The 25,431-nt window shown below is 56.3% G+C and carries 22 protein-coding genes; 13 read left to right on the forward strand and 9 right to left on the reverse strand.

All coding sequences use genetic code 11. The annotated features are described in order from the left end of the window. Window positions 1-2: 2 nt before the first annotated feature. From N655_RS0110060 to ygfZ, 7 genes are all read right to left on the reverse strand, one after another. The gene (locus N655_RS0110060) at window positions 3-1,325 is read right to left on the reverse strand and encodes a Gfo/Idh/MocA family protein (RefSeq protein WP_026442890.1); all 1,323 of its coding nucleotides are present in this window, start codon (window positions 1,323-1,325) and stop codon (window positions 3-5) included. 465 nt (window positions 1,326-1,790) lie between these two features. Beyond that, the gene (locus N655_RS0110070) at window positions 1,791-2,900 is read right to left on the reverse strand and encodes a DUF6599 family protein (protein ID WP_026442891.1); all 1,110 of its coding nucleotides are present in this window, start codon (window positions 2,898-2,900) and stop codon (window positions 1,791-1,793) included. Between the two features lie 48 nt (window positions 2,901-2,948). Further along, on the reverse strand, window positions 2,949-3,677 hold the full coding sequence (locus N655_RS0110075; protein WP_202900331.1) for a hypothetical protein: 729 nt from the start codon (window positions 3,675-3,677) through the stop codon (window positions 2,949-2,951). A gap of 85 nt (window positions 3,678-3,762) precedes the next feature. Beyond that, the gene (locus N655_RS0110080; protein WP_026442893.1) at window positions 3,763-4,716 is read right to left on the reverse strand and encodes a bifunctional riboflavin kinase/FAD synthetase; all 954 of its coding nucleotides are present in this window, start codon (window positions 4,714-4,716) and stop codon (window positions 3,763-3,765) included. A gap of 2 nt (window positions 4,717-4,718) precedes the next feature. Further along, window positions 4,719-5,498, reverse strand: a complete 780-nt coding sequence (locus N655_RS0110085; protein WP_026442894.1) for an MBL fold metallo-hydrolase — start codon at window positions 5,496-5,498, stop codon at window positions 4,719-4,721. 108 nt (window positions 5,499-5,606) lie between these two features. Next, a complete protein-coding gene (locus N655_RS20765) occupies window positions 5,607-6,170 on the reverse strand; it encodes a DUF1844 domain-containing protein (protein ID WP_049961368.1) in 564 nt (187 codons plus the stop codon). A 15-nt stretch (window positions 6,171-6,185) separates the two neighbouring features. Continuing rightward, complete coding sequence (ygfZ, locus tag N655_RS18310; protein ID WP_049961369.1) at window positions 6,186-7,265, reverse strand: CAF17-like 4Fe-4S cluster assembly/insertion protein YgfZ; 1,080 nt, start codon at window positions 7,263-7,265, stop codon at window positions 6,186-6,188. A gap of 32 nt (window positions 7,266-7,297) precedes the next feature. On the opposite strand from ygfZ, the gene N655_RS18315 reads away from it, so the two are divergent. From N655_RS18315 to N655_RS0110125, 6 genes are all read left to right on the forward strand, one after another. Beyond that, a complete protein-coding gene (locus tag N655_RS18315) occupies window positions 7,298-8,797 on the forward strand; it encodes a hypothetical protein (protein WP_044934394.1) in 1,500 nt (499 codons plus the stop codon). A 100-nt stretch (window positions 8,798-8,897) separates the two neighbouring features. Then, window positions 8,898-9,530 (forward strand): GNAT family N-acetyltransferase, encoded by a 633-nt coding sequence (locus N655_RS0110105; protein WP_044934397.1) that lies wholly within the window; start codon window positions 8,898-8,900, stop codon window positions 9,528-9,530. A gap of 99 nt (window positions 9,531-9,629) precedes the next feature. After that, entirely contained in the window at window positions 9,630-11,402 is a 1,773-nt protein-coding gene (locus N655_RS0110110) for a M20/M25/M40 family metallo-hydrolase (protein ID WP_044934400.1), read from the forward strand. Between the two features lie 95 nt (window positions 11,403-11,497). Then, entirely contained in the window at window positions 11,498-11,944 is a 447-nt protein-coding gene (locus N655_RS0110115) for a hypothetical protein (protein ID WP_238324656.1), read from the forward strand. Beyond that, on the forward strand, window positions 11,917-12,696 hold the full coding sequence (locus tag N655_RS0110120; protein ID WP_238324658.1) for a class I SAM-dependent methyltransferase: 780 nt from the start codon (window positions 11,917-11,919) through the stop codon (window positions 12,694-12,696). Before N655_RS0110115 ends, N655_RS0110120 begins: the two co-directional genes overlap by 28 nt. A 224-nt stretch (window positions 12,697-12,920) precedes the next feature. After that, the gene (locus N655_RS0110125; protein ID WP_026442899.1) at window positions 12,921-15,116 is read left to right on the forward strand and encodes a beta-glucosidase; all 2,196 of its coding nucleotides are present in this window, start codon (window positions 12,921-12,923) and stop codon (window positions 15,114-15,116) included. A gap of 197 nt (window positions 15,117-15,313) precedes the next feature. On the opposite strand, the gene ggt is transcribed toward N655_RS0110125, so the two are convergent. Beyond that, window positions 15,314-17,047, reverse strand: a complete 1,734-nt coding sequence (gene ggt, locus N655_RS0110130) for a gamma-glutamyltransferase (RefSeq protein WP_044934406.1) — start codon at window positions 17,045-17,047, stop codon at window positions 15,314-15,316. A gap of 38 nt (window positions 17,048-17,085) precedes the next feature. Between ggt and accC the strand changes: the two genes are divergently transcribed. The 6 genes from accC to N655_RS0110160 all read left to right on the forward strand — a co-directional run bounded on the left by accC (window position 17,086) and on the right by N655_RS0110160 (window position 23,989). Beyond that, complete coding sequence (gene accC / locus N655_RS0110135) at window positions 17,086-18,597, forward strand: acetyl-CoA carboxylase biotin carboxylase subunit (protein WP_044934408.1); 1,512 nt, start codon at window positions 17,086-17,088, stop codon at window positions 18,595-18,597. Beyond that, window positions 18,594-19,100 carry a biotin/lipoyl-containing protein gene (locus N655_RS18320; RefSeq protein WP_049961370.1) on the forward strand — a complete coding sequence of 169 codons (507 nt, stop codon included), beginning with the start codon at window positions 18,594-18,596 and terminating at the stop codon, window positions 19,098-19,100. The genes accC and N655_RS18320 overlap by 4 nt, the downstream gene beginning before the upstream one ends. A gap of 85 nt (window positions 19,101-19,185) precedes the next feature. Next, a complete protein-coding gene (locus N655_RS0110145; RefSeq protein ID WP_155987562.1) occupies window positions 19,186-19,506 on the forward strand; it encodes a hypothetical protein in 321 nt (106 codons plus the stop codon). 49 nt (window positions 19,507-19,555) lie between these two features. Beyond that, entirely contained in the window at window positions 19,556-22,264 is a 2,709-nt protein-coding gene (locus N655_RS0110150) for a TonB-dependent receptor (protein ID WP_026442903.1), read from the forward strand. 112 nt (window positions 22,265-22,376) lie between these two features. After that, window positions 22,377-23,147 (forward strand): SDR family NAD(P)-dependent oxidoreductase, encoded by a 771-nt coding sequence (locus N655_RS0110155; protein ID WP_026442904.1) that lies wholly within the window; start codon window positions 22,377-22,379, stop codon window positions 23,145-23,147. A 50-nt stretch (window positions 23,148-23,197) separates the two neighbouring features. After that, window positions 23,198-23,989, forward strand: coding sequence for a hypothetical protein (locus N655_RS0110160; RefSeq protein WP_155987563.1), 792 nt, complete (start codon window positions 23,198-23,200; stop codon window positions 23,987-23,989). Here the strand turns inward: N655_RS0110160 and N655_RS0110165 are convergent. Further along, window positions 23,979-24,629, reverse strand: coding sequence for a deoxynucleoside kinase (locus tag N655_RS0110165; RefSeq protein ID WP_026442906.1), 651 nt, complete (start codon window positions 24,627-24,629; stop codon window positions 23,979-23,981). The genes N655_RS0110160 and N655_RS0110165 overlap by 11 nt on opposite strands. Window positions 24,630-24,700: 71 nt before the next feature. Between N655_RS0110165 and N655_RS0110170 the strand changes: the two genes are divergently transcribed. Then, window positions 24,701-25,429 carry a polysaccharide deacetylase family protein gene (locus N655_RS0110170; RefSeq protein WP_026442907.1) on the forward strand — a complete coding sequence of 243 codons (729 nt, stop codon included), beginning with the start codon at window positions 24,701-24,703 and terminating at the stop codon, window positions 25,427-25,429. Window positions 25,430-25,431: the final 2 nt, after the last annotated feature.

The following is a 25,431-nucleotide window of genomic DNA, read 5'->3' on the forward strand; positions in this document are numbered from 1 at the left end:
GTTTAAACCCTCGGCTCCCAACCTTTTTCATAGGTACGGCGGCGAAGCCTGTTGGCTTCCTCGTCTCCGAGAAAGGCGCTGGTAGAGGAATCGAGCTTTAACTCGCGCTGTATCTCCCAAGCAATGTTCGACATCAGCAGGATAGAGACGGAGGGATATACCTCGTCGATGGGAGAATGCAGTTTCGCCCCTGTCCGGATGCCATCAATAAAGTTCTTGAAGTGCAACTGCGTCATGGAATCACTGCCGACAAGATCCGCGCTCGATGTCTTTCCAGCTTTCGGCACACGGTATTGGTTGATCAGCTTTCCCTTCAGGTCGCGGACCTCGTAACCATCACGGTCCACAATCACGGTGCCGTCCGTGCCGTGGATGGCCGATCCGCGGTCGCGATCATACAAGGGCATTCCATTGCAGGACATGCTCTCCCAGGAGATCAATTTGTCGGGATATTCAAAGCTGGTTACCAACGTATCGTAGAACTGCCAGTCATCTTTGTAGTGATAGCGGCCGCCGGAAGAGGTGATGCGCTCGGGCCATTTCACATCAAGCGCCCACCGGCAGACATCGACCTCGTGTGTGCCGTTATTGAGCGCCTCGCCGGTTCCGTAAATTCTGAGCCAATGCCAGTTATAGGGATGAATATTGTCCTTGTAAGGACGGCGCGGAGCAGGGCCCTGCCACAGGTCCCAGTCGAGATTCGGTGGTACGGGAACAACTTTTCCTGTACCCATGGACTTGCGCACATTGCTGTACCAGGCTTTAGCAAAATAAGCGCGGCCAATCAGACCGGAGTGGATCTTCTCAATGATTTCTATGGTATGCGGCGACGAGCGCTGCTGGTTGCCCATCTGCACCAGCTTGTTATATTTCCTCTGCGCCATCACCAGGAGTTCACACTCATGGACATTCTGACTGCACGGCTTTTCGACATATACGTGCTTCCCTGCCTGCAGCGCCATGATGGCCATCGGAGTGTGCCAGTGGTCCGGCGTGGCAATCGTAAGCGCATCCACGTCTTTGGATTCGAGTGTTTTGCGAAAGTCCTGGTCAGCTTTGGGAGCAGATCCGGTGACCTTTTCGACAAAGCCCGCATATTTGCCCAGGATATTGGTGTCCACATCAGCAACATGGGTAATCCGAGCCGTATCGCGATTTGCATGGAGTCCATCAAAATGCGCATAGGCACGGCTGTTGAGGCCAGCGATGGCAAAATTGACGCGCTCATTGGCCCCCATAATCTGGGAGTAGCTTTTTGCCGTCGTGGCAACTGAGAGTCCGGCTGTCGTAGCAAGTCCTTTGGCAAATTCGCGGCGTGTGAACATGGTTCTCCAAAAGAAAGTTGATTGTAACGCGCAGCACTTTCCCGGTTGGGTCAAGTGGGAATTGCAGAAAGAAAATTTCTGCAAGAACCAAGCCTATCAGGAGGAGAGACACCTGTGTACCGATGGGTGAAACAGGCGCGCAAAATGAAAGAAGCCACCCGGCAACAGGGCGGCTTCCTTCCTTAGGGAGAATAGTTCCAACGGAGGCAAAACCATCAGAACTTTCTGGCGAAATACTATGGGCACGCCGGAGGGGTGTCAAGGCAAAATCCGGACGAGATATAAACCATGAAAATTCAGTTACTTAAACTGGAGAGATTTGACAGATCCCAGGCTGGATATTTTCTCCTTTTCTTCGTATTTTCCTCGTGCTAAGGACCTAACCTGTCTATTTTGTTAGATTTACCCGTAGATGCACAGTTCGATGTGCAGTTGCGTCCACGACATCATGGCGCAGGGGGTAGGTCAGCGCAGCTTGAGCCGGATGAATTCCTCATCGCTCAACGAAGAGACGGGCTTCCCTCTCAGGCGGCGCAAGAGAGCGCGGCCTCCGCCGAAGAAGAAACCGAGAAGTATGGCAGCAGCACCGAGGATACCAACGAGGGCAGCGATCCCCAGAAGAAGCCGTGCTGTTTTTGAGGCTTCGCTGACATAGCCTTCGGTATGGTTCCACGTTACGTCCGCGGTGTAGTTTACGGATTCCAGCAGGCGGCGCGCTTCCGTGGCAGAAAAATTTCCGTTAGTGATGGCGAGAATGGGGCCGCTGCGGCGTATTTGCAGCGCTTCGCTCGAACTCTCAGCAAGCGGCTGCGGCCATTGCGGTGAGCTGCCGGATTTTAAGAAGTTCTCGATGGCCTTTGCACGCTCTCTTGCAATCTGTGGAGTCGGATACATGAGCAGCGTTAAAGTACCTCCGCCATGTGCCGAGGAGTAATGGGCAGTCACGGCTTCAGCATCTCGGTCAAAGCCCACCTGGGCCGGGACAAGGACACCTCCGCCCAGGCGATAAGAGTCAGGACCCAAAGCGTAACGAACGCTGCTGCTTTCCAGGGCGGCAGGGGGCAGATATGAGGGCAGAGCAGGCGGTATAGAACTAGGGCCGGAGATGCCGGGCAGTTGCTGTGCCAGCTCACGCAGTTGCGCTGCCGACATCGCAGAGAGATGTTCGAAAGACGCATCCACGAGGACTGCGCCTTTCCAGAAGAGCACATGGGAGCCGTCGAAGGCGCCTTCAGTGCCAATATCTTCCCGGCGCATTTCCGGCTGGCGGTAAAAAGTAAATGCTCCATAGGCTCCGGTGGCGTCTCCAAAGCGTATGGCACGGATGCTGAGCCTGTTGCCGGGCTGACTATAGTTGGCGGACACAAACTCAGCGAAACCATATTCGCGCAGGACGGAGGCGTTGACTGGGTCTGCGGCGTCAGGGGACGTGCTCTGCTGCGCTGGAGCAATCTCGTGCCATCCGGCAAAATCGCCAGGCAGGAGCGTTGCCTGCTGGGTCGCAAGGGCCGTCCGGGCAGCAAGCGGACTGAGGAAGACAAGAACAATCGCGATGGAAAGCCAGCGGCGCAGCATAGATACAGCCTGCCTTGAGACTACCACTGCGTGCTCTTTTATGCAGCGCTATGGTTTGGCCGGCGCAGACTTCCCCTCCAGAATGTTTCCGCCAAATCGAAATGCCAGACCGATGGAAGCGCGGGTGGTCCAGCGGCTGTCTTTGAGCAGATCATTGAACAAGTGGTTGTAGACCTGGTCCGCCTGGAGGCGCAGGGCCAAGTGTCGGGAGAAATTCCAGTCCATTCCGCCGCCGAAGCCGTAGAAGCTGGCCCAGCTGGTTTTATGTCCAGAAGGTGCGAGCTGCTGCACGATGAGCACGGCAATCGGGTCCCGAGGGCGCGGCGTAGCTTCTTCACGGATCGCGCCCAGGTCTGGGCGGACGAAAAGCGTGACGGGGACAAAGTGCCGGTAGGAAAACTGTGTTCCCGCGGCAAAGGTCTGTGTCGAGGAATCCGTGGGGACCGAAAGCTGATACCCAGGGGGAAGCAGCCCGGCCAGCGCCAGGTCTTTTAGTGCTGTGGCCACCTGGAGTTGCAGAGATTCGGTCAGTAGATCGGGTGTGAGGGAATTATGCCCTGTAACAATGGAATAGTCGAAACCAAGCGTCAGCAGCCGGCTTGTGTTGTATCCAGCTTGAAGATGGTAGCCATGTTCGGCCAGGTTCAGACTGGGCGAACTGAAGTAGGTAAAGCCTGAATAGAGGTCCAGGCGTTCAATGTCCGTTTGCTGTGCCTGCAAAAAAAGAGGAAAACCAAGCAGAACAGCAGCGGTGGCAAGGAAGAGTTTCATGGCCATGCGGTCCTCCGGGGAAAGGAACAGCCCTCTTTCTCAAAGACAGACGAGATTACTCATGCCACAAGGGGATTGGCAAGAGTTAGTTTCAATCTCTTTGGAAAAGTCTGGCCAGATGGAAGTAACGACGGGCCTGCTGCACATCGCGCAGAATCTGCTCCTTGAGCGCATCCGGGGTCGGAAAGCGCATCTCCGGACGGATGCGACGGAGAAAGATAAGTTCCAGTGGCGTGGTGTCGGACAACTCTACAGGCTGGAAGTCGAGAAGGTGCGTTTCCACGGCAAAGGACACTCCGTCAAATGTGGGACGGTTGCCGATGTTGGTGACTGCATCCAGGACGGGGCCATTGCCAATGCTCATGCGTGTGATGTAGACCCCGTTGGCGGGAAGCAGTTCGTCATAGGGGGCAAGATTGATGGTCGGAACGGTAAGCTTGGATCCGATGCCGCGTCCGCGCGTCGGAGTGGAGTGGACCGAAAAGGGCCGGCCCAGAAGGGCACGGGCCGCGGTCATGTTTCCGGAAGCAATTAATTCGCGGATTTTGCTGCTGGATACAGGAAATCCACGCACGATGCGTGTGGGATGTGCAATGACGGAAAATCCGTAGAGATTTCCCATCGCGATGAGGTCGCGGATCCCGGCCTGCGCCTGGTGGCCAAAGCGGAAGTTGTCGCCTTCGTGGACCTCGACTGCGTGCAGGCCGTCGCGCAATATGCTGCGGGCAAACGTCTCGGCAGATAGGCAGGAGAACTCGCTGGTGAAAGGTAGTACAAGGGTGGCATCAAGGCCGGTCCCAGCCAGCAGGCGTAGGCGTTCCGGCAGGGGAGTAATCAGCCGGGGTGCAGCTTCAGGCCGCAGCACGCGCACTGGATGAGGATCGAAAGTCACAGCCACGCATTTTGCACGGAGCTTCTCTGCCCGTTGCCGAGCGTGGTCAATGATCCAGCGGTGGCCGCAATGGACGCCATCAAAATTGCCAATGGCGATGACGGTTGGGCCATAGCTGGCGGGAAGATCTGAGAGCGCGCGAAATACCTGCATCGTTATAACTCAAAGGGAATACGCAGCCCGTCGTAAGCCAGACGGACGTGGGGTGGAAGCTCTTCCTCAGTTTCGGCGTGAAGCAGTTCATGCGACATGTGTGTGAACCATGCAGCGCGGGGTTTCAGGACCTCGACCCAGCGCAGGGCCTCTTCGAGATTGGCATGACTGGGATGCGGTGCTTTCCGCAAGGCGTCCATGATGACGATGTCCAAGTCCATGAGCAGCGGAAGGCTCTCGTCCGGAATGCGGTTCATGTCAGTGAGATAGGCAGCTTTCCCAAAGCGAAAGCCCGCGGCCTGCTGCTGGCCATGAATGAGCGGGATGCGTTGAAAAGAAACACCCTGGACGATGACAGATTCTGTGCCTTCCAGCCGGTTCATCCTGACACGGGCGCGGGTCGGATATTTCGATTCCGCTGAGAAGGTATAGTCGAAGACCTTTTCAATAATGCCGGCGGAGAAATCATCCGCATAAAGAGGGATATGCCCGTTGGGATGATGGAAGCTGAGCGGACGCAGGTCATCAAGGCCAAGAATGTGGTCGGCATGGGAATGTGTATAGAAGACAGCGTCCACGTGACGAATGTTTTCGCGCAGGGCCTGCATGCGAAAATCTGGTCCTGTATCAATGAGTACGCAGTGGCCTTCCCATCCAATGGCCACCGAGGGGCGCGAACGTCGGTCGCGAGGATCGCGCGATGTGCAGACACGACATTCGCACCCCAGCGTGGGCACGCCCATGGATGTTCCGCTGCCGAGAATGGTAAGAGTGGCTTGCATGATTGAGGCAAATGAGAAACGGAAAGCACACAGAAGCCTCAGGACCGGGTATCGCGCAGACCTACAGCAAACTCATACGCGAAGTGGCCCGCTGGCTGAAATCAGGGCTTATTTCCTTCCCGGCGGAGGCTGCTGTGCTGATTTTGAAATGGCATTCGTAATCTCGACATACATCATACGCAGGTCGAAGAGGGCATTCTGCAGCAGTCGTAACTCCTTTTCTGTCAGGTTGCCCTGGGTCTTCTGTTCCAGGACAGCAAGCATATCAATGCTCTGGCGGGCGCCCAAAATATCAATGCGGGCCTTCTGGCCGGGTTCAGTGCCCGCGCCCATGGCCACCAGGGCCGAAAGATAAATGGACTGAATGACGTGCTCGAATGTGACCTCCTGGGGCGCATCCAGGTCCGGGTTGGCCTGGCGCAGCATGTGATCGATTTCGCGCGTGGACTTCTGATAGGCTGCATGCTGCTCGGCAGATTCCTGGGCGGTCGGTCCTGTCTGTGGTTCCGAGAGGGTCTCAGGTGCGGGGGCAGGGTCCTGCTTGGGCGCGGGCATGGTAATGACGCGCGCGCTGGTTTCCGCAGGCCTGTCCTGTTGTTCTGGTTTCAATTCGCCTTCTGCGGTAAATTTACGGCGGTCTGTGACCGTAAATGCTGGCTGTTTCTCGTCCATAATTCCCTTTCCAGATTAAGGCAAGACCGGCGGAGCTTGCAGCGGTACAGCGGTACCACCCGCATAACGCAGGGCCGTCTTGCGCTCTAAAATTTCTACCCGGACATAGCCGAGCGCGAGCGCGCGGGTAAATCCAGGCAGGGCAAAATGCGCGGCGCTGGTCAATTCTCCCACCGGTTTGTCTTCGCCTTCGGCATAAAGCTCCGTACCCGGTTGGGGCAGGTCCCCGTCTAACTCAAACTGCCGCAGAGAGCGATGGATGGTGGCCCGGGAGCGGATGCGTTCGACAATCTCCTGCCCGAGGTAGCATCCTTTGCTGAAATTTAAGGCGCGCATCTGGTTGGTTTCCTGCGGCAGATGGCGGTCGAAGATATCAACCCCGTATTGTGGTACTCCGGCAAAGATGCGCAGTGCATCCACGGCGGCAAAGCCTGCGGGTCTGGCCCCGGCATCAGACAGGAGCTTCCACATGGTGCCCACATGACTGGCATCAAACCAAAGTTCAAAGCTGGGGACGTGGACGTCTTCCAGGCGGACGAGGGTCACCGGGACACCGCCGATTTCCGTGGGTACAAAGCGCAGATTTTCCGGGACAGGGGCCTTGAAAGATTCCAGAAGCTCGATGGTCTGAGGTCCACAGAGGCCCAGAGCGGTCTCTGATGCGTCTAACTCATGGAGTACTACATCATCCATGATGATGTAGTGGTTCAGATGGTTGAGGAGCCGGGGCGCTTGCAGGCGGTCAGTTTCCATCAGAAAATCCTCCGCCGAGCGGAAGACATGGCCATCGCCCTGGATCCGCCCCTGGGCGTTCAACACAAAGGTGTACAGGACGGAGCCTTCGGCCATGTCCCGTACGTTATTGCTGACCATTCCATTCAGCCAGCGAACGCGGTCTCTTCCCGTAATGCGGATGCGTGTTCGGTAGCCCAGGTCATAGATGGTAGCGGCGTGCATCAGATGGCCCAGCTCCAATGCGCAGTCCTCAAAGGCCTGGGGCGTAAGCTGGCCAAAGTGCATCTGAAGGTCAGATGCAATCCCGAGCGCTGCCAGCGGAGTGCGGTGGTCCTCAATGGCTGGTGGCGTTTGGCCCATAACAAAATTATAGTCGGGTAAGGATGCTGAGGATGAAGACGGTAAATTGGCTTGCTCTGGTGTGGATGGTGGTATTGGGAATGTGTTTCGGGCAGGCCGCCGAGAAAGTCGCCCCGCGAGAGACGCACATTACCCCGGCGCAGGCCCGGGAATTGTTTCATTCTGTAGGGGTGATTCTGAAGTTTGCTTCCGAGGACACCGGTCTGCCTGTCCGGCATGATGTGAAGCGCAAACTGACCACACGTGAAGCGGTGGAACAGTACCTCATCGAGAAAATGAACGATGATAAGGACGCCCGGCGCATGGAGCGGTCCGAGATTGTTCTGAAAAAGTTTGGTTTGCTGGACCGCGACTTCCAGCTGCGGCCCTTTTTGCTGGCGCTGCTCAAGGAACAGATCGAGGCCTACTATGACAGCAAGACCAAAACTGTGAATCTGCTGGACTGGGCAACACCCGAGACACAGAAGCCAGTTCTGGCCCATGAGCTGACACATGCCCTCCAGGACCAGCATGTAGACCTGGACAAATGGGAAGATGTGACCAGCGAAGACCTCTCGCGTACTGCAAAGCAGGACAACGAGCACATACAAACGGACGAGGCCGATACGGCGCGAGAGGCGGTCCTCGAAGGTCAGGCAATGGCCGTCTATGTCGACTATTCGCTGGCCCCTTCGGGCAAGAGCCTTCTGACGGCGCCAGACCTGGATGCCGAAGATCTGGGCGGCGACTCATCGGATTCCCCTGTACTTTCCCGTGCTCCGCTGGTTCTGAAGGAGTCGCTGTTGTTTCCATACCAGGACGGATTGCACTTCGAGCAGGTGCTGCTCAAGAGTGAGGGCAAGGACGCTGCCTTTGCCGGAGTGCTCGACCGCCCTCCCGCATCAAGCTATGAAATCATGAACCCGCGCGCTTACATGAGAAGGCAAAAGGTCCCAGTGCTTGCCATGCCCGATGTGCATCCGCTGCTCGATGCGGACTACAACCCATACGATGTGGGCGTCATGGGGCAGTTGGATGTAAGAATGCTGACGGAATTATTCGGCGGCGACCAGCTTTCCCGACTGCTTACACCCGCATGGGACGGCGGCATTTATTATGCAGTGCAGAGCAAAAGGGCGAAGACCGATGCTGAAAAGGACTCGACGGCCTCTGTTGCATTGCTCTACCTTTCCCGCTGGAAATCACCAGAGGCGGCAGCCGCATTCGCGAAAATGTATGCCGGCGAGCTGAGCAAGAAATATTCCGGAGTGAAAAGGGACCAGGGCCAGGAAGCCGACCAGACCGAACAGGTTTACCAGACCAGTGAAGGTCCTGCGCTTATGGTTACAAGAGACCGGATGGTCTTTATCAGTGAGAGCTTTGACCTCGCTACGGCCCGCAAGCTCGCTTTCATGATGATGGGGGCGCAGCAGGACGAAGGGAGCCTGCAGGCGGTAAAGCTGCATATGGCGCGTCCGGTGCGGCATGAATTAACAGCCAGCATGGTCCGCTTTTTCGCCGGCTGTGGTCTGATGCGCTCCGCAGTCCGTTAAATAAACTTACACCTTGTTCGGGTGTAGATGCATCCCTTGGGACGTGGACCGATTGCATCCGCTTGAAAATCTTATTTGGCATTCGCTGTCTGCAAATCATATGCGGTTTGCAGAAGGGAATGCTCTGGCCCTGCGGTATCTGCCTGAGATTGGGCCGCTGGCGGCCGTGCGGGAACAAAGCCCCGGTGCATACAAGGCGCTGGCGGAATTGCTGGGGCAAGAGGAGGTGGCGGTGCTTTTCCTGGATGCTCCGCCACAAGTACCAGAGGGATGGCGTATCGTACTCCATACCAGGATGGAGCAGATGGTGCTTGAGGGCGAAGTTCCCGCTTCAGAGCATGGCAGGCATCTCCAGGAACTTTGCCTCAAAGACGTTCCGGAGATGGTCGCCCTGGCACGCCTTACCGAACCTGGACCATTCCGTGAGCGCACCATAGAGCTGGGAGGATACTACGGCCTTCGTGAGCAGGGACGCCTGGTGGCGATGGCAGGACAACGCACGAATCCGCCGGGCTTTGTTGAGGTAAGCGCTGTCTGTACCCATCCGGATTTCCGTGGCCGCGGATATGCGCAGTTATTGGTCTCCTCAGTGGCACGCGCCATAGTTTGCTCTGGTCAGACGCCGTTTCTTCATGTGCGACAGGAGAATACGACGGCGATTCGTGTCTATCAAAGGCTCGGTTTCAGGAGCCAGAGATCAGTTGACTTATTGGTCCTGAAACGCCCCGTTTGAAACTTATTTTCCCTGCACTGCGTCATCATCCTCACGCATTTTCTGCCGAAGTCTGCTATTCTTCACACTTCCTTGGAAAACCTTTTGGAGGACCTAAGCATGTTTGATTGTTGCCGCCGGGCGCTTCCGGCCTTCCTGTTGATTGCATCCATTCCGGTATTTGCTGCAGACAAGACCAAGTCCAAAGCTCCGGTCGAAGACAACACTCCATCCTATGACCAGCCCCAGCCAGCCATAGAAAAGATTGATCTCACAATGTACCAACGTATCCGAGAAGAGGGGCTGCAGCATTCGCATGTGATGGAATATGCATCGGCATTGACCGATGACATTGGGCCGCGCCTGACCGGGTCGCCGAACATGGCCAAGGCCAATGCCTGGACCCGCGATCAATTGGCTGCGATGGGCTGCGTGAATGCGCATCTTGAGGACTGGGGTGAGTTCGGAATGGGCTGGCAGCAGCTGAATACGTGGGTGCGTATGACCTCTCCGGACACTGCCGTGTTGATCGCCCAGGCCACACCCTGGTCTCCTTCTACAAACGGTGCTGTGAGCGGCGAAGCTGTGTATGTGAATATTCAGGAGGAGAAGGACTTTGACAAGTATCGTGGCAAGCTCGCCGGAAAAATTGTTTTCCTCGGCGAGATGCGTGATGTGCCTCCGGTGGACAAGCCCCTCTTTGAGCGGTATTCCGAGAAAGAACTGGAAGAGATAGCGCAGTATCCGGTGAGCGACCGAGAAGGGCGGGACATGCAGGCCCGTCTGCGTATGTACTTGCAACGGTATCAGTTGGTAGACAAGATTGCGCAGTTTCTCGCCGATGAGAAGGCACTGGCCGTAGTCCGCCCCAGCCGCGATGGCAAAAACGGCGGTGGCTCCGGTGGAACGATCTTTGATGATAACGGCGCCGCGCTTGGGCGGCAGCCTTACCTGGCCGACCATAAAGTGAAGGTGCCCGTAGTCGTGATGGCGATTGAAAACTATGGCCGCGTTTACCGTCTGTTGCAGGCCCATGTTCCTGTGACCATTGAGATGGATGTGGAAACAAAATTCACTGGAGAGCACGAGCACGGCTATGACACCATCGCGGAAATTCCCGGAACGGACCCGAAGTTGAAAGACGAAATTGTGATGGTCGGGGGCCATCTCGACAGCTGGATTGCCGGTACAGGCGCAACCGATAACGGTGCAGGTTCCGTCGTTGCGATGGAAGTGATGCGCATTCTCAAGGCGCTCGACGTGCATCCACGGCGGACCATTCGGATTGCGTTGTGGAGCGGCGAAGAAGAAGGGCTCTTTGGTTCGCGCGGATATGTCAAGCAGCATTTTGGCTTTGCTCCTCCCCTGGAAATGCCCGACCAGAAGGCTCTGCCGGAGTTTTTGCGCAAGACCGGGCCGCTTGAGATCAAGCCAGAGCAGAAGCTCGTCTCTGCCTACTTCAATGTAGACAATGGATCAGGCAGGATCCGTGGTGTGTATTTGCAGGAGAATGCTGCTGTTGCGCCCATCTTTGCGCAGTGGATCGCCCCGCTCAAAGACCTGGGCGTCACCACGCTTTCCATGCGCAATACCGGAGGCACGGACCATCTCTCCTTTGATGCGGTCGGCATTCCCGGATTCCAGTTCATCCAGGATGATCTGGACTACGAAAGCCGGACCCACCATTCAAACATGGATACTTATGAGCGTCTTCAGGCTGCGGACCTCAAGCAGATTGCAACGGTGGAGGCAATCTTTGTTTACAATGCGGCGATGCGCGAACAAATGCTTCCGCGCAAGCCCTTGCCGCATCCTGAGCTGCGGGACAAACAAAATGCACCCATTCCGGACCTTTTCCCGGGAGCGGTGCCGCCAGCAAAGGAGCAAAAGTAGCAACTACAACACAGGGGGCGTGGCGTCCATGCCGCGCCCTCCGGTTTGCTGGAAAGGGTGGGGGATGTCATCCTTAAGGGATGCGGCGAAATTTTTTGCTTCTCTTGATCATGGGACTGCTCCAGGCAGGCAGTCTCACTGTGCTTGCGCAGGAGTTGGGTTACTGGCGCGCAACCAGTTCGACGGCCCAGTCCATTACCGGGGACATCGCCTTTTCTGACGCCAAACTGCTGATTAATTTTACGGCTTTTCCCATTGTGCAGGCGCGAGACCTTGCCCCGGCCGAGGTAAGCGCAGTTTTTGATGCCGACAGCAACTCCGGCGCAAAGGGGCATCTTTACAAGATTGATGTCCCCGCACAAAAGAAATTTCTACATAAAAACACGCTGTGCGGCCAGGAAGATGTGCAGTGGATGGCCACCTTTGTGCAGGGAAGGTCTTTGTCCGTCGCCTTCTTCTCCGGGCAAAAGCCGCCCATGTTCACACTCGATGCTATTCAGAATTCGACCAGCCTTTGCGGGACCTTCTTCTATTCACGCTGATGGAGCACTCTGACGCCATATCGAAGGCCTTTGGGCCGGCCGCGGCGGCCTATCTTACCAGCGCCGTCCATGCGCAGGGTCAAGAACTGGAACTGGTGGCCTGCCAGATTGCTGCTACTCCGCAATCGCGTGTGCTCGATGTAGGCTGCGGGGCGGGACATATGAGCTTTGCCGCAGCCTCTTCCGCCCAGGAAGTGGTTGCCTATGACCTTACGCCGGAGATGCTTGCGGTGGTCGAGCAGGAAGCGGCACGCCGAGGACTTTCCAATATCAAAACCCGGCAGGGAAGCGCGGAAGCGCTGCCTTTTCAAGATGCAAGCTATGACTGGGTCGTCAGCCGCTATAGCGCCCACCACTGGCGCGATCTCCGGCAGGCGCTCCGGGAGATCCGGCGCGTGCTGAAACCCGGAGGCACTCTCTGCCTGATAGACATTACAGGTGGACATGAGCCTTTGCTCGATACCTATCTTCAGGCCGTTGAAGTACTGCGGGACCCCTCCCATGTGCGCGATTACACAGAGTCGGAATGGCTTGCCTTCCTGCACGAGGCCGGATTCCGGTCCGAGGTCGCGCGCCGCTGGCGTGTTCCGATTGAATTTGCGGCCTGGGTCCGGCGCATCGGTACTCCTCAGGACCGTGCTTTGGCCATCCTTTCGTTATGGATGGCCGCTCCTGCGGTTGTCCGGCAGGCCTACTGCGTGCAGCCTGATGGTTCCTTTGTGATGGATGCGTGCATGATGATGGGGACCTAGCAGATCTTCAAAGGCCTTTCTCACGGTCCTTTGTCCCCGCCCCCGCTCAGATTTTCGGTTGTCAGATGCTTTGGTTTCTATAATATAGAAAAACAAACGTTTGTCTTTGTAAAATCGAGAGACTGTTTTGGATTTTCTTCAAAGTAAAACGTTTGAGCTTGACGAACGGCTTTTGCAGCCGATAGCATCTCATCGAAGAATTTCCGGAAGGAAGACCCAGATTCATGCGTATGTTGAGGAAATATCTGCCAGTGGTACTGCTGGCGTCCCTCCCTGCTTTTGCCCAGGACCGTCCCTGGATGAACAAAGGACTGTCTCCGGAGGAGCGTGCCGATCTTGTTCTGAAGCAGATGACCCTGGACGAGAAAATCGATCTGCTGCACGGCAACGGGATGGCCCACACTGGAAACTGGCAGATGCCGCTCACGCACCTGTCCAACGGGGGCGCGGGCTATGTCGTAGGTGTGCCGCGTCTGGGAATTTCCCCTCTGTATATTTCTGATGCCGCCTATGGAGTGCGCTCCAGCGGTGAAAATGGACGCTACTCTACTGCGCTGCCCTCAAACCTGGGTGCGGCCTCAAGCTGGGACCCGCAGGCAGCCTGCGAATATGGCGCCTTAATCGGGCGCGAACTGCGTGCGCAGGGCTATAACATGACACTCGGTGGCGGTGTGAACCTGACGCGCGAGCCCCGCAATGGTCGTACCTTCGAGTACATGGGTGAAGACCCGCTGCTGGCTGGAACCATGGTTGGCAATCTGATGAAGTGTGAGCAGGCGCAGCACGTGGTGGGTGACATCAAGCATTACGCCATGAATGACCAGGAGACGGGGCGCAACATTGTCAATGCCGTCATTTCCAAACGCGCGATGCGTGAAAGCGATTTGCTGGCTTTCCAGATTGGATTGAGGATCTCCAATGCTGCTGCGGTGATGTGTTCATACAACCGCGTGAATGGCGACTTTTCCTGTGAAAACAAGTATCTGTTGACCGATGTTCTGAAGCATGACTGGAACTTCAAAGGCTTTGTGCTTTCCGACTGGGGTGGCACGCACAGCACAGAAAAAGCCTCGGCTGCAGGGCTGGACCAGGAGCAGCCCATGGCAGACTATTTCGGGCCAAAGCTGAAGGAGGCCGTGGAGGCAGGACGTGTGCCCATGTCTGAAATTGACGACCATGCGCGCCGCGTGCTCTGGGCCGAATTTGCTTCCGGAGTTATCGATGATCCGGTGCAGAAGAGCGTGGTAGATGCCGAGGGTGGTCTAGAAATTGCCCAGCATCTGGAAGAGCAGAGTATTGTCCTGCTGAAGAATGAAAAAGGCGTTCTGCCGCTCGACGCGGCAAAGTTGCACCGTGTGGCCGTCATTGGAGGACACGCTGATGTGGGTATGATCTCAGGCGGCGGTTCGGCTCAGGTTGACCCGCCGGGTGGAAACGCCATTGCTCCGCCGGGACAAAAGGCTACCACCTGGCAGGCGCATATCTGGTTCCCAACCTCTCCTTTGAAGGCATTGCGTACAGAGCTGCCGAATGCAAAGGTTGAATACAACTCCGGCGAAGATCCGGATGCGGCCGCGGAGCTGGCGAAGAACTCTGATGTGGCCATTGTCTTTGCCTATCAGTGGGAGTCCGAAGGGATGGACCTGCCGAATCTGTCGCTACCAGACAACCAGGACGCATTGATTGAGCGCGTGGCCGCTGCAAATCCCCATACGATCGTGGTGCTGGAAACAGGCACAGCCGTGACCATGCCCTGGATCAATCAGGTCAGCGGGATTGTAGAGGCATGGTACGCGGGCAGCAGCGGACATCGCGCGGTTGCGAATGTCCTGCTGGGTAAGGTAAACCCGAGTGCCAAGCTTGCCATGACCTTTCCGAAGAGCGAGCAGGACCTGCCGCGTCCGGTGATCGCCCCGCTTTCGCGGGAAGACTTCGGGCAGGGAACGGGAGCTGTGAACGGTCCTGCCCATGTGCAATCCAGGTACAGCGTGCATTATGACGAAGGAGTAAAAGTCGGATACAAGTGGTATGAAGCTGAGCACAAAGCGCCGCTGTTTCCCTTTGGATTTGGCCTGTCATATACAAGCTATGCTTATTCCGGCATAAAGACAGACAGCGCGCAGAGGACCGTCACCTTCACCGTAAAAAACACAGGCAAGCGGGCCGGGACAGAAATTGCCCAAGTTTATGCCGTGCTGCCGGAAGCGGCTGGGGAGCCTTTCAAGCGGCTCGTTGGCTGGCAGCGTGTCTCGCTTCAGCCCGGAGAAGCAAAGACGGTGTCCGTTGTTGTGGACCCATTGATGTTGTCCATTTTCGATGAGCAGAAAGACGGATGGGAGCTGCTCCCGGGTACTTACGCCATTTTGGCCGGTCCTTCTTCAGAGGAGACACCGCTGCACGGAACATTCGAGATCCATTGAGTTTTTAGCTGGAAGGACTCTCCGGCTATCTCCCGCCCATCTTCCTGATGGAAGATGGGCTTTTTTCTCTCCGGCTTGAAAGTCAGTAGCGATACAGGCGTGGTCTGGAGCGGGTTCGCGATTTTGGGGCCATTCTGTGGAGATATTTCCATCAACTCCTGGAAACCGCGGGGCCATCCGGCCAGACGATTTTTGTATCAGTATCCTGCAGCCTTGCCATAATGGTGCCGGTGGTCCTGTCCACCCTCAAGCTCACCGGTTTGTGGATCGACAGCGATGCATTCGCCGTCGCTCCAGTGTCCCTTGCTGACTTTTACCTCGTATCCAAAGGCGCGGAGGGAGTTCACCGTGGCATCTGGAAATTCGGGTTCAAGGTAGAGAACATCAGGCAAGTACTGGTGGTGAAAGCGTGGTGCATCCACCGCCTGCTGAATGTTCAGGCCCTCTTCAGCGACGCTGAGAAAGATATTGGCGACGGTTGTAATAATACGTCCCCCTCCGGGAGATCCAAGCACCATGGCCACCTTACCATCTTTAAGAATGATGGTTGGCGTCATGCTGGAAAGAGGCCGCTTGCCTGGAGCAATGGAGTTGGCCGGTCCCTGGATTAGGCCAAACATGTTCGGTGAGCCTTGCTTTGAGGCAAAGTCGTCCATCTCATCGTTAAGGAGAAAACCGAGTCCTGCGGCGGTGACATAAGAGCCGAAGCTGTTGTTCAGTGTTGTCGTTACCGAGACGGCGTTCCCGTCGGCATCCATTACCGAGTAATGCGTCGTCTGCGGCGATTCATGGCGGACATCGGCCATCGTCGGCGGAGGCGGCAGGAAGCCTGCAGGGCGCTTCAATGCGGCCGAGGGAGTGGCCTGGTCTTCACGGATTCCGGCGCGCCATGCGGCAGCGTATTTCTTGTCCGTCAGTTGCTCGATGGGAATCTTGACATAATCGGGATCGCCAAGGTAATCCGAGCGGTCCATGTAGGCGCGGCGGAAGGCCTCAGTGATAAGGTGCATCTCGGCCGGAGAGCGGTCGCCAAAGCGGCTGAGGTTGTAGCCCTCCAGAATGTTCAGGATTTCCAGCAAGGCCACGCCTCCTGAGGAGGGAGGCGGCGAGGAAATGACCGTATAGTCCTTGTAGGTCCCGATGAGGGGCTCGCGCTCTTTCACTTCATAGGAGGCCAGGTCTTTTTCTGTAATCAGACCGCCCCCCTTCTCAATGTCCGCGGCAAGCTGTTTTGCAATCTGGCCGTGATAAAAATCCTGCGGGTCTTTGGCAATACGACGCAAAGTTGCAGCGAGCTCCGGCTGCTTGAAGACCTCGCCCGCATGATAATAGTTGCCGTCCCGCTGGAAAATATGCTTCGATTCCGGAAACTCGGCCAGGCCGGATTCATGCAACTCCTGTGCCTCCTCTTCTGTCAGAACAAATCCCTCAGAGGCCAGTCGGATGGCGGGTTCCATGACCTTGGCCAGCGTCAGTCTGCCATATTTCTGTTCTGCGTAGGCCATGCCGGCGACGGAACCGGGAACACCAATGGCCTTATAGCCAACAACACTCATTTCGGGGACAACATTGCCTTTGCCGTCGAGGTACATATTCGCTGAGGCAGCAAGAGGGGCCTTTTCCCGATAGTCCAGAAATGTGGACTTCCCATCGTGGAAGTGGATCAGCATGAATCCCCCTCCGCCAAGGTTTCCTGCCGCCGGATGCACTACCGCAAGTGCGAACCCTGTGGCCACGGCAGCATCCACAGCATTGCCGCCTTCTTTGAGGACCTCCACGCCTGCATCCGTGGCCAGGTGGTGGATGCTGACTACCATGGCATGTTTGGTCCGGACCGGCGTTTCCTGTTGTACCGCAGCCGGAACGGTCTGAGCGGCGAGAAAGAGGGAGCAGAGGCAGAGAGCAAAAAAAGCAAGTACGCGTTGGCTCATGGTTAGCGCCAGTGTAACGCGATAGAATCCTTTCTGAAATGAACTTTCGGAAGGTCCTTATTGCGAACCGGGGTGAGATTGCTCTGCGCATCCTTCGCGCCTGCCGTGAGCTTGGCATCCGTACTGTGGCTGTTTATTCAGATGCGGACCGCGCCGCGTTGCATGTCATGGAGGCCGATGAGGCCTATCGTCTTGGTCCGGCTCCGGCAACGGAATCCTACCTGCGCGGCGACCTGATTCTGAACATTGCGCACCAGACCGGGACAGATGCAATCCATCCTGGATACGGGTTTCTCTCAGAAAATGCAAACTTCGCTGAAGCCTGCGAAAAGGCCGGAGTCAAGTTCATCGGGCCGCCGTCCTCGGCGATGCGCGCGCTCGGCTCGAAGACAAGCGCCCGGCAAGTGGCCGATTCTGTGGGAATGCCGCGAACGCCCGGGTCCGTGAAAGGGCTGGCCTCACTCGAAGAGGCACGCGCCGTCGCTGCCGAGATTGGCTATCCTGTCATGCTGAAGGCGGCCGCCGGAGGAGGCGGTAAGGGAATGCGCGCTGTCTTTTCTTCCAGCGATCTTCCCTCCGCATTTACTGCGGCAGCCAGTGAGGCCGAACGGGCCTTTGGCTCTGGCGAGGTCTACCTGGAGAAGCTGATTGAGCGCCCCCGTCACATTGAGATCCAGGTGCTGGCCGATGAGCACGGCAACTGTGTTTCTCTTGGAGAGCGCGAGTGCTCTGTGCAGCGCCGTCATCAGAAAGTCATCGAAGAGGCCCCCTCCGCAGTTGTCGATGAGGACCTGCGTCGCCGGATGGGTGAAGCAGCAGTGCGGCTGGCAAAATCTGCCGGATACACCAATGCGGGTACGGTGGAATTTCTCCTGGACGAGGCCAGGAACTTTTACTTTCTTGAGATGAATACGCGCCTGCAAGTGGAGCATCCCGTGACAGAGCTGGTTACCGGGCTGGACCTTGTTCATCTGCAGATCCACATTGCGCAGGGAGGGGAGATTCCATTCCGGCAGGAAGAGGTCCGTCTGCGCGGACATGCCATGGAATGCCGCATCTATGCTGAAGACCCTGAGAATGGCTTCTTTCCTTCGCCGGGCCGAATCACACGGCTGCTGCAACCAGGTGGACCAGGGATCCGCGAAGACTCAGGCGTTTACGAAGGCTGGGTCGTGCCGATGGAGTATGATCCGATGCTCTCCAAGCTGATCTCGTATGCTCCAGACCGGCATATCGCCATTCAGCGGCTGCTGCGCGCACTGGATGAGTATGTGATCGGCGGCATCCGGTCAAACCTGAATTTGTTCCGTGTTGTTCTTCGTGACCCCGATTTTCAGGCTGCTCGGATTGATACTGGCTATCTGGAACGCCTGCTTTCCACGACCAGCCTTTCCAGGAAGCCGGATGCGGAACATCAGGAAATTGCCGCTCTGGCTGCGGCCATCTTTGAAAGTTCTCGGGCAGCGAATGGTGGTCAGCCAATGTCGTCCGCAAACAAGAACCGCAGCGCGTGGAAGCAGGCTGCGCGACAGGAGGCACTGCGCGCATGATCCTGCAACTGGAGATGGATGGCCAGCTGCGCCGCGTGGAACTGAGCGCGGGGGAAGCTCCGGGCAGCTTCCGTGCTGTGCTGGATGGCAGCATAGAAAGACAAGTCGAGGCCCACTGGATTCGTCCCGGAGTGCTTGCTCTCCAGGTTGCCTGCAGGTCCTATCGGTGTGTGTTGGAAGAAAGCATCGAAGGCCCAGTCCTGCATGTAGCAGGTGCCCGGGTACCCTATCACGTGGAGGACCCGCGGTCCCTGAAGTCCCGCCGCAGCCGGACTGGCGGACACGAGGGACCGAAAGCAGTGACAGCTCCTATGCCCGGGCGGGTCGTGCGCGTCCTTGTCAACGAAGGCGAAGAAGTGCAGTCGCAGCAAGGCACGGTTGTGATTGAAGCAATGAAGATGCAGAACGAGCTGAAGTCGCCCAAGGCCGGAAAGGTCATCGAGGTACGGGTGCAGCCAGGCGGGACAGTGGCCGCGGGCGAGGTATTGGTTGTGGTCGAGTGACGCACCCTCGCGAATTGATTTTGTCCGGAACCCGCTTCTGCTCTATAGTCAAATTAGGATGCGTGTTTTCTACCTCCATAAGCGCATGCAAGCTTCCTGGCTTCGATGGCTAGGAGTGCTCTGTATTGCGCTGGTTTTGCTGACCGGGTTCATCCAGGTCACACACACGCATACCGATGGCCATGCCGACCATGAGGGCTGCTCACTGTGCGTTACGGCACACCATGTGGTGCAGACGGTCGCGCTGATCATACTGGCAGTCTCTGTTCAGCCGGTTTCACCGCTTGCTGCAGAAAAGGGCCAGGACATGCCCCGCCAGCGGTTTCTATTAAAACTGGCCAATCGGCCTCCGCCCGAAGCCCGGAATACGGTCCATCCGTTGTTTGAGCGGCCTGCTTTTGCCTAAGCAGGTCCTTCCTATTCTCAGAAGTCCGGTCGATTTGGAGGATCCATTTATGCGCACGTTGTTGCGTCGCATTGCCTTTTCTCTTTTTCTTGTCTGCTTTTTTTCCGGCGCGCTTCACGCGCAATCCACGAGCAACTCTGGCACCATAACTGGTACGGTCACCGACCCCACTGGAGCGGTTGTCCCTGGCGCCACGGTGACCATTCACAATCCCGTCAGCCAGTATGAGCGTTCTGTCACCACCGACAAAACAGGGCATTTTCAATTTCCCAATGTTCCGTTCAATCCTTATCACCTTACAGTCACGATGTCGGGTTTCAGTAATGCGGCCCAGGATGTGGATGTGAACTCCATTGTCCCCGTAACAGCAAACATCAGCCTGAAACTTGGTGAGGCCTCAAACACCACGGTCGTTGTGACCGGAGAAGACCTGGTGGAAAATGACACCACCATGCACACTGACATAGACCGCAGCATGATGCAGAAGCTGCCTTTGGAGAGCCAGTCTTCCTCCATCAGTTCTCTGGTAACGCTGGCTTCCCCTGGTGTGGCTGCCGATTCCAACGGGCTGTTTCATGGATTAGGGGATCATGCTTCGAACTCATTTTCTGTGGACGGACAACCCATCAGTGACCAGCAGAGCAAGGTCTTCTCCAATCAGATCCCCGGCGATTCCGTGCAGTCTCTGGAGGTAATTGACGGAGCACCCCCTGCCGAATATGGGGACAAGACGAGCCTTGTGATCAAGGTCACCACCCGCTCCGGACAAGGCATGAAGAGGCCCACCGGCAGCATCAACACTTCTTATGGGACTTTCGGTTCGGTGAATGGAGGTTTCGACCTTGGCTACGGCGGCGATAACTGGGGCAATTTCATTGCTGCGAACGGCCTGAATACAGGACGCTTTCTTGATCCGCCCGAATTTCGGGTATTTCACGCCAAGGGCAACGAAGAAAACATCTTCGATCGTGTGGACTATAACTTTACCCAGGCCGACTCTATTCATCTGAATCTGCAATACACCCGTTCCTGGTTCCAGACGCCGAACGCCTACGACAACCTCAATGTTCTGGACCAGTTTGGAAACAGCGTGGGTGAAACTGACCAGAAGTCGAAGATTGAGACCTTCAACATCGCGCCTACCTATACTCGACTCATCAATAATGATGCCGTCTTCAATTTTGGCGCTTATGCACGTAAGGACGCGTATAACTATTACCCCAGCGGCAATCCTTTAGCAGATTTTTCGCCAACGCAGTCAGAGACGGTGCAGCAGCGCCGGACCCTGTTGAATGCCGGCGTACACTCGGACATCTCCTACGTTAAGGGTGCGCACAACTTTAAAGCAGGGGCTGTATACGAGCATACCTTCCTGCGTGAAAATGATTCTCTCGGAATTGTGAACCCTACGTTGAACTCTCCCTGTGTGGATGCAAATGGCAATCCGCTGAACGGATTCACCGACCCTTCGCAATGTGCGGCGGCAGGGGACCGGCCTAATCCAGGATTCAATTCCGTTCTACTGCCTTATGATCTGACGCGAGGTGGCAGTCTGTACGCTTTTTATGGTCCGGCTGACATCAAGGAACTGGCATTGTATGCAGAGGACCAGATTACAGCCGGGAACTGGCTTTTCAACCTGGGGATGCGCGGTGACCTTTACAACGGCCTTACCCGCGAACGGCAGGCGGAGCCGCGACTGGGCGCTTCTTACAGCATCAAGCCCACCAACACGGTCCTGCGTGTTTCCTACGCGCGCACGCTGGAAACGCCTTTTAATGAAAACCTGGTCCTGTCGAGCACAGGCTGCGCAAATTCTGTGCTTTCACCTCTGCTCTCGTGTACTCCGGGAGTGTCCGGTAAATTAAACCCGGGTTTTCGGAATGAATTTCACGCCGGATTTCAGCAGGCATTCGGTAAATATGCTGTTGTCAGCGGAGAGTACATCTGGAAATACACGCACAATGCATTTGACTTCAGCGTGCTGGGCAATACTCCCATTACCTTTCCGATCGACTGGCACAATTCGAAGATCCCAGGGTTTACGCTGCGTGCGGATGTGCCAAACTTCCACAATATCAGCGCTTTTGTTGTGATGTCGTCTGTTGCCGCGCGCTTCTTTCCACCGCAGATTGGGGGCGCCGGGGCGACCGTCGGACAAAGTGGATATCCTTTTCGCATTGACCATGACGAGCGCTACAACGAAACCACCCACCTCCAGTACCAGATTCCGTGGCGAAAGAGCCTGTGGTACAGCTTCAACTGGAGGTATGACAGCGGTCTGGTTGCTGGTTCTGTGCCTTGCTACAACGTGACGGACCCGAACAGCAGCTGCAATCCCATCAATGGAGGCACGTCCATTACTCTACCCAATGGTCAGCCGGGGATTGATCTGAGCAAACTCTCTGCGGACCAGCAGTTTCAGGCCGGACTTACCTGCGACGGCGTGCGGGCCACGCCCACCTCTGGCTTTACGGTGTGTGATGCCGCCGGACTTACTTCCAAACTGGTGAAAGTGCCCGCTCCAGGGACCGAGAACGATGACAAAAACCCACCGCGTATTCAGCCGCGCAGTCTCTTTGACATGGCCCTCGGCGATGACAATCTGTTCCATGGCGACCACTATAAGTGGGGGCTGCGCCTCACGGCTGTCAATGTGACGAATAAATATGCGCTCTACAACTTTCTCTCAACCTTTAGCGGAACGCACTACGTGACGCCCAGGACTGTAACCGGAGAGGTGAACTTTTCCTTCTGATGTGCAGCCAAGCACTGATTTCAGGCCGCCTCCAGCAATGGCAGAGGCGGCCTTTTCTGCAGGCCGCTCTGTCTGGATTGATTCCTTATCGTTTCTCCGGTAGCGTCTGAGTATGGCTGGAGTTTTGTTGTCCCTGGCAGGCAGGGTGGCCCTGATTACGGGCGGTTCACGCGGAATTGGCGCCGAATGTGTGCGATTGTTTCATGAAGCAGGGGCAAAGGTGGCCTTCAGTTGCCGTTCGGTCCGGGCCGAAGCGCAGAAGCTGACGTCTCAATGCGGTGGTGAGACCATTGCTTTGGAACAGGAGCTTTCTTCCTCAAAGGATGGACGCGCTCTGGTGGAGAAGACTGTGACGGCCTTCAGCCGTCTCGACTGCCTCGTTGTGAACCACGGGATCTGGCCTCCGGAAGATATTTCGATTGCTGAGATGAGTGACGCGCAATGGCGTGGGACGTTGGCAGTCAATCTCGATAGCGTCTTCGGGCTGGTGCAGGCCGCTGTGGCCCAGATGAAACGGCAGAAGTCCGGAGGGCATATCGTTCTGATTAGCTCGACGGCCGGGCAGCGGGGGGAGGCGTATCACGCCGATTATGCCGCAGCCAAAGGGGCCCTGATCAGTCTGACCAAGAGCCTGTCCAGCGAACTGGCCGGAGAAGGCATTTACGTGAACTGCGTTGCTCCTGGGTGGGTGGCGACAGAGATGTCTGCTCCCGCCTTGCTGGACCCGGCCCGCAGAGAAAAAATCTTTTCGACGATTCCGCTGGGGCGGGTGGCTTCTCCACGGGAGATTGCAGGTCCCGTTCTGTTTCTGTGTACACCGTTTGCAGGTTTCATCAGCGGAGAAATCGTCAATGTGAATGGTGGCGCAGTTCTGGTGGGGTAAAGATGGTCTGGATGGTTCTAAATCAGAAAGAGGGCCGCTGCAGGAGTCTGGTGGCGCGATGCATCAGCATGGGGGTCCTGGTGTGGGCGTTGGTTTTGCAGGGGAATTCTGTTCACGCTCAGGGGGCCCCATCACAGGACCCAGGCGCCAAGAAGGCCCAGATGCTGCTGGATGCCATGGTCCAGGCGATGGGCGGAGACCGCTGGCTCCATCTGCAGAATAGCTATATTGAAGGGCGCACCTCTGGTTTCTATCAGGGCAAGCCCACCGGAATGATAGGAGATTTCTACTGGTGGCACATCTTTCCCAGCCAGGACAGGATTGATCTGAGCAAGAAGCACGACGTAGTGGAGATCTTTGACGGCAGGCAAGGGTGGGAAATTACGTATCGTGGCAAGCGTCCTCTGCCTCAGGACCAGGTGGATGATTTTCTCCGCCGTCGCGACCACTCCATTGAAACAGTCGTAAAGGTCTGGATGAAAGACCCGAACACTATGTATTTATACGAAGGCCAGACACTGGCTGAACGTCATCTTGCAGACCAGGTGACACTCATCTCAGCCAGCAATGACTCCGTAACAATTCTGCTTGATGCCGATACGCACCTGCCGCTCAGACGTTCCTTCCAATGGCGCGACCCTCTTTACAAAGACAAGAATGAGGAAGTGGAAGAATACGACGACTACCACACGATTGATGGCATCCCAACTCCATTTACCATTACCCGTTTCCATAACGGCGATGAAACCAATCAGCGGTATGTATTCAAGGCCGCGTATAACGTGCCGCTTCCGCCAGACGGCTTTGATGCCGATGCCTTGGCCAAAAAAATCAGGAAATAGGACGCTTTTCTGTGGGCAGGAAGTACTGTGTTCCGTTTACCGGTCCTGTAATGCGCTTAAGAAGCCGCTGCAAATGGGCGGGGTTCCTGACGAAGTCGATCTCTGAGGTGTTGACGACCAGCAGATCGCTGGCCGTGTAATGAAAGAAAAAATGTTCATAAGCGGCGGCCAGTTGCTCAATATATCCATCGCTGATGGCCCGTTCTTCAGCAATGCCCTTGCGCTTCAGCCGCTGCTTCAGGACCTCTGGCGTGGCCTGAAGATAGATCACAAGGTCAGGCAGGGGCACATCTTGGCGTAGTTGCTGATAATAGCGGTTGTATAGCGCAAGCTCTGCATCACTGAGGTTTACATAAGCGAAGATTTTGTCTTTTTCAAAGATGTAGTCGGAAACAACCGGCCCGGCATTTCCCCCGGCCTTTTGCAGCTGCTCATGCCGCTCTTTCAGGAACCACATCTGCGCAGCAAACGCCATTCCCGGTTCGCCGCGATAAAAACGGTCGAGAAAAGGATTGTTTTCTGGTTCCGCAAGATGCTTCGTACCCAGCTGGTCTGCAAGCAGCTTTGCCAGTGTGGATTTGCCCACGCGTATCGGACCTTCCACAGCAATAAAACGGGAATCTTTCAGGGACCTGGGCATAATAGAATAAAAAGCGAAAATACCATATTTGCAGAGAGCACCTCAACGCGCAAGTTACACTAATTTTTCTGATGCTTGCTACGCTTGCCACTGCCGGGGCCGTTACTCTGGCTGCCGGAGCATACACTTATGCGGCCATGTCGCCTACATCGCAGATTTTTGGCCGCACCATCATCGGCGGTCCGGACCCGCACGAGTTTGCACTGACCTACGACGATGGCCCCAACGATCCTTACACTCAGCAACTGCTCGATTTGCTGGCCGAGCAGAATGTCCGCGCAACCTTTTTTCTGATTGGCCGCTTTGTGCGCCGGCGTCCGGAGATAGTGCGGGCCATTCAAAAGGCCGGACACCTTATCGGCAACCATACAATGACGCATCCGGTACTCTTGTTCCAGTCTCACCGGCGCGTGCAGGATGAGTTGAAGGCCTGCAACGCTGCGCTGGAGGATGTGCTCGGTCACCCCGTCCGCTATTTTCGGCCTCCCCATGGAGCACGTCGCCCAGATGTGTTGCGCGCAGCGCGCGAACTGGGACTGACGTCGGTCCTATGGAATGCAATGGGATATGACTGGAGGCCCACCACGCCTGAAGCCGTGCTTGCCAACCTGCAGAAAGGCATACGCCGTAATCGTAAGCGCGGCAGAGGATCGAATCTTCTTTTGCATGATGGTGGACAAGCAGGTATTGGCCAGGACCGCAGACACACAGTTCTGGCCACCGCTTCGCTACTCAGATCGGCCAGGGACGCCGGCATTCGGTTTGTGACCGTGGATGCTTGGGCGCAAACTACTGATTGAAA

The sequence above is a fragment of the Pseudacidobacterium ailaaui genome, from assembly GCF_000688455.1.
In the GTDB taxonomy this organism is placed as follows: domain Bacteria; phylum Acidobacteriota; class Terriglobia; order Terriglobales; family Acidobacteriaceae; genus Pseudacidobacterium; species Pseudacidobacterium ailaaui.